This is a genomic window from Aerococcus sp. L_32 (assembly GCF_050689315.1).
Genome location: NZ_JBOEQF010000226.1, coordinates 1 through 3,431, shown reverse-complemented (window position 1 = coordinate 3,431; position 3,431 = coordinate 1). Strand labels below are relative to the sequence as shown.

General features: G+C 40.0%; 2 protein-coding genes and 1 pseudogene. 1 reads left to right on the top strand and 2 read right to left on the bottom strand.

The window, feature by feature from the left end; all coding sequences use genetic code 11:
- Nucleotides 1-131: 131 nt before the first annotated feature.
- The gene (locus tag ACRCJ0_RS10860) at nucleotides 132-1,079 is read right to left on the bottom strand and encodes a DNA/RNA non-specific endonuclease (RefSeq protein ID WP_419971739.1); all 948 of its coding nucleotides are present in this window, start codon (nucleotides 1,077-1,079) and stop codon (nucleotides 132-134) included.
- Nucleotides 1,080-1,685: 606 nt separating this feature from the next.
- Nucleotides 1,686-3,074: a PLP-dependent aminotransferase family protein gene (locus ACRCJ0_RS10855; protein ID WP_419971738.1), complete on the bottom strand. Its 1,389-nt coding sequence runs from the start codon at nucleotides 3,072-3,074 to the stop codon at nucleotides 1,686-1,688.
- Nucleotides 3,075-3,218: 144 nt separating this feature from the next.
- Between ACRCJ0_RS10855 and ACRCJ0_RS10850 the strand changes: the two are divergent.
- Nucleotides 3,219-3,431, top strand: a pseudogene (locus ACRCJ0_RS10850) (pyridoxal 5'-phosphate synthase lyase subunit PdxS); the annotation flags it as partial.

Sequence of the window (3,431 nt, the reverse complement as noted above, 5' to 3'; positions counted from 1 at the left end):
CTTTGCAAGGGCGATAGTATAGCTAAAAAAATATAAGGTTATACTTAGTGGATTATAATTTTTAGAAACTGACTCGCAATGCACTGATTTTTACCGACTACGTATGAGTTATTTTATGAGATTTCTAACAGCTATTCGCCGACTTGTCTATCCCCATCTCGGTCATCCATGTACGGATACAACCAATGATCACTATAAATGGGCATAGCGTACCCTGCATTTTTTGCTTCTTGGATCGTGACTTGGCCATTGCCGTTCGTATCTACAGCAGATACATCTCCTCCAGTAGTCTCGGTGGGTGCAGCGAATGTTGCTATTCCGGAACTGCCAGAAGGTGAGCTATCTTCTCTTGTTAGCCCTTGTGCTGCGTTGTATTCATCTGGGTTAATATTTTGGAATTCATCTACTACTTGGTACCCATTAATCGTATACGTGTATTTATAAGAACTTGGAACCTGTGTAGTTGTATCTGGATAGGTAATGATAGCCTCAAAATTAGTAGCCCCACCTGCTTGCACAATGTTTCGTTCCATATAAGCCTGATCCCCGTGACGGTTCAGCACACTGTCTTGTGGCGTAATATTATAAGCATTGGCCACCCCTCCTAAGGAGTCGGCGATGACGTGCCCTTGATCAAGATTTGAATTCTCTGTACCCGAAACGTTTGCTTCGTCATCGTAATAGCGTCCGTTGGAATTAACCGGTTCAGTGGCATCATCTTGAAAAATGATTTCTGCTGCAACAACCCGAACCAATTGCCCAAATTCATTTGTGTAGGCCCAATATTCCCTGTCACCAAAACCGATATCAACGACTACATTTGCTGCACGATATCCTGACAATTCCCCTCCATATACTTCGATTAATGCATAGCCATCAAAAGATACCGACGGTTGGGGTTCGGCACTTTCAGAAGCATCTGAAGGAACTACCGACTCTGAATATACTTCTTCATTTTCTTTACTGTCTTTCGTATCGGTAACCACAGAAGCCACCTCAACGCTAGATTTGATAGAACTGGACGCCCTTATTTCTTCTGTTACTGCTTCGGTTGCACGGTACACTTGGCTACGAGACACCGGTTGGTTACCGTAACCGGAAATTGGCGCAGCGAATCCTTGATAATGAGCTCGGATGTGCGAACGCTAGCGAGGCAGTCTAACTTTAACTGTTAGCTCTTGCCGAAGATCGTCACATCCGAGGAGGCTCATTGTCAAGGACAATCGGAATAGCATACGGAAAGAAGTTCTGCACCTTATAAAAATTGTCAAAAAAACTGTTACCATTTCAACATAAAAACTTCCACTAATATTAAAAGGAGTAAACTTAATTTTAAGATTAAGTGACTCCTTTTTATTATGCAAACAGGGGTATGTTTGTGGGAACTGGTCAATTAGAGTAAGGCTGTTAGGTTGGATAGGGAAATTATCAAACTTATGAAGGGAGTAGTCAGCGCGTGAGTACAGGTGCACTTACCATTACTTTTAGAGCTTTTATATAAGCTTGAATTCATAGCCTACATTGATAGTTTTGAACATGTAGGCTTATGTTTGTTTTATATTCCTTATGTGACTTTAGCAGTTATGACGGTATCGGTAATCGTTGTTTACCTAGTTGAATTTCTTTTATCCTAAATTAAAAGACTCAGTATGTAAGCTTTTCGCTGACTTACTGAGTCTTTTGCTTTATTTAAAAATAGTGACTAAAGCTTGAATAGCTTGGTCAATTTCATCAAGCTCTAGCCCAGCATAACCTAAAATGTAACTTTGGTCGAACTGGTTGTTTAATTTAGCGTAGTGGTTGACCGGTTGCAAGCGGATCTTATTTTCAGCTAGCCTAGCTTGAATCACGTCAGTCGGTGGAATCTCACCCTCAATGTTAATAATAAAGAAAAGTCCAGCCCCTGCTTCCTTAATGGTTAGGGGGAGTTGACTTTGGTTAAGCGCTGCTAGAACCGCTTTTTCCTTACGACGGTAATTAGTCCGCAGGCTATTAATATATTTAGGAAAATGGTTAGAATTAAGAAAATCAGTCATTAAATATTGCTCAAAGCTAGAAATACCATTGGTTTTTAATTTAGCTTGATGGAATTTTTTCATTAATTGATCGGGTAAAACTAAATAAGACATCTTAAAAATTGACCCCATACTTTGACGAAAGGCCCCTAATAAAATGACACGCTCTTGGTCATCCAGACTAGTTAAAGCAGGAACAGGACGGCCCTTGAGGCGGAACTCATTATAGTAGTCATTTTCAATAATATAACGGTTTTCTGCCTGATAGGCCCATTTTAATAAACGCTGACGTCGACGCATCCCCATGATAATGCCAGTGGGAAACTGATGGCTAGGAGTAGTAATCACGATGTTGGCTGATGTAGTCTCCAAATCTTTAACTGAGAAACCATACTTATCAATCGGAATTCGAATCGTCTTTTGCTGATAGTCTGTAAAGTCATCTAAATTTTTATAATAGCCAGGATCTTCTAAGGCATAGATTGAATCGTCTAATAAGGCAAATAGCGTCTGTAAGCTAGCCGTATGACCGCCTGTAATGATGATATTGTCAGCTGAAGTCATCACGCCCCGGTATTTACGTAAATAATTAGCAATAGCCAATCGTAAAGGGAGTGCACCCAAGTCTTCTTTTAAATTACAATTAGCCATGCTTTTTGCTAGAGCGTCGGGTGCATACTGCAATAATTGTTTGGGTTTTAAAGTAGTCATATCACGGTTGGCAAAGTGAAAATCATAAGTATATTGGCTGGCTTCACTTATTTTAGCATGCTCATGTTTTAGTGGCTTTGTCTCAATTTCCTCAGAGGGCAACATATCAATTTCTAGTAAATCCACATAATAACCAGATCTTTCCCTCGGCACTATATAGCCTTCATCAGTCAGTTGGTCATAAGCGTTAATGACCGTATTAAGACTGACTTTTAAATGATCTGCCAAGGCCCTCCGTGAGGGGAGTTGGTCACCACTTTTCAAATGTCCTTGGGCAATTTGCCGGATGACTTCATCAACTATTTGTAAGTAGAGGTGTTGGTCTTCGTTAAAGTTCACCGTAATCATGCTTTCTCTTCTCCTCTTATTGTTCATTTTATTCATTATACATAAAAAAACTATCTGGACCCATAAAAATATGCATTTTTGCATCTTAAGAAACATCCAAAAGACTGTTAAAGTGATGACAATATATATAAAGGAGCAATCAAAATGAAACAATCAATCGAAGAAGTACATAAACAATTAGCTGGTGGCGTAATCATGGATGTGGTAAATGTGGAACAAGCTAAAATTGCTGAAGCAGCTGGTGCCGTAGCGGTCATGGCCTTAGAAAGAGTTCCTGCAGACATTCGAGCTGCTGGTGGCGTTAGCCGGATGAGTGACCCTAAAATGATAAAAGAAATTCAAGCAGCCGTTTCTATC

Bases quoted from the DNA above. Each gene is read 5' to 3' on its own strand.
- ACRCJ0_RS10855 (WP_419971738.1), bottom strand. From the start codon at position 3,074: ATGATTACGGTGAACTTTAACGAAGACCAACACCTCTACTTACAAATA.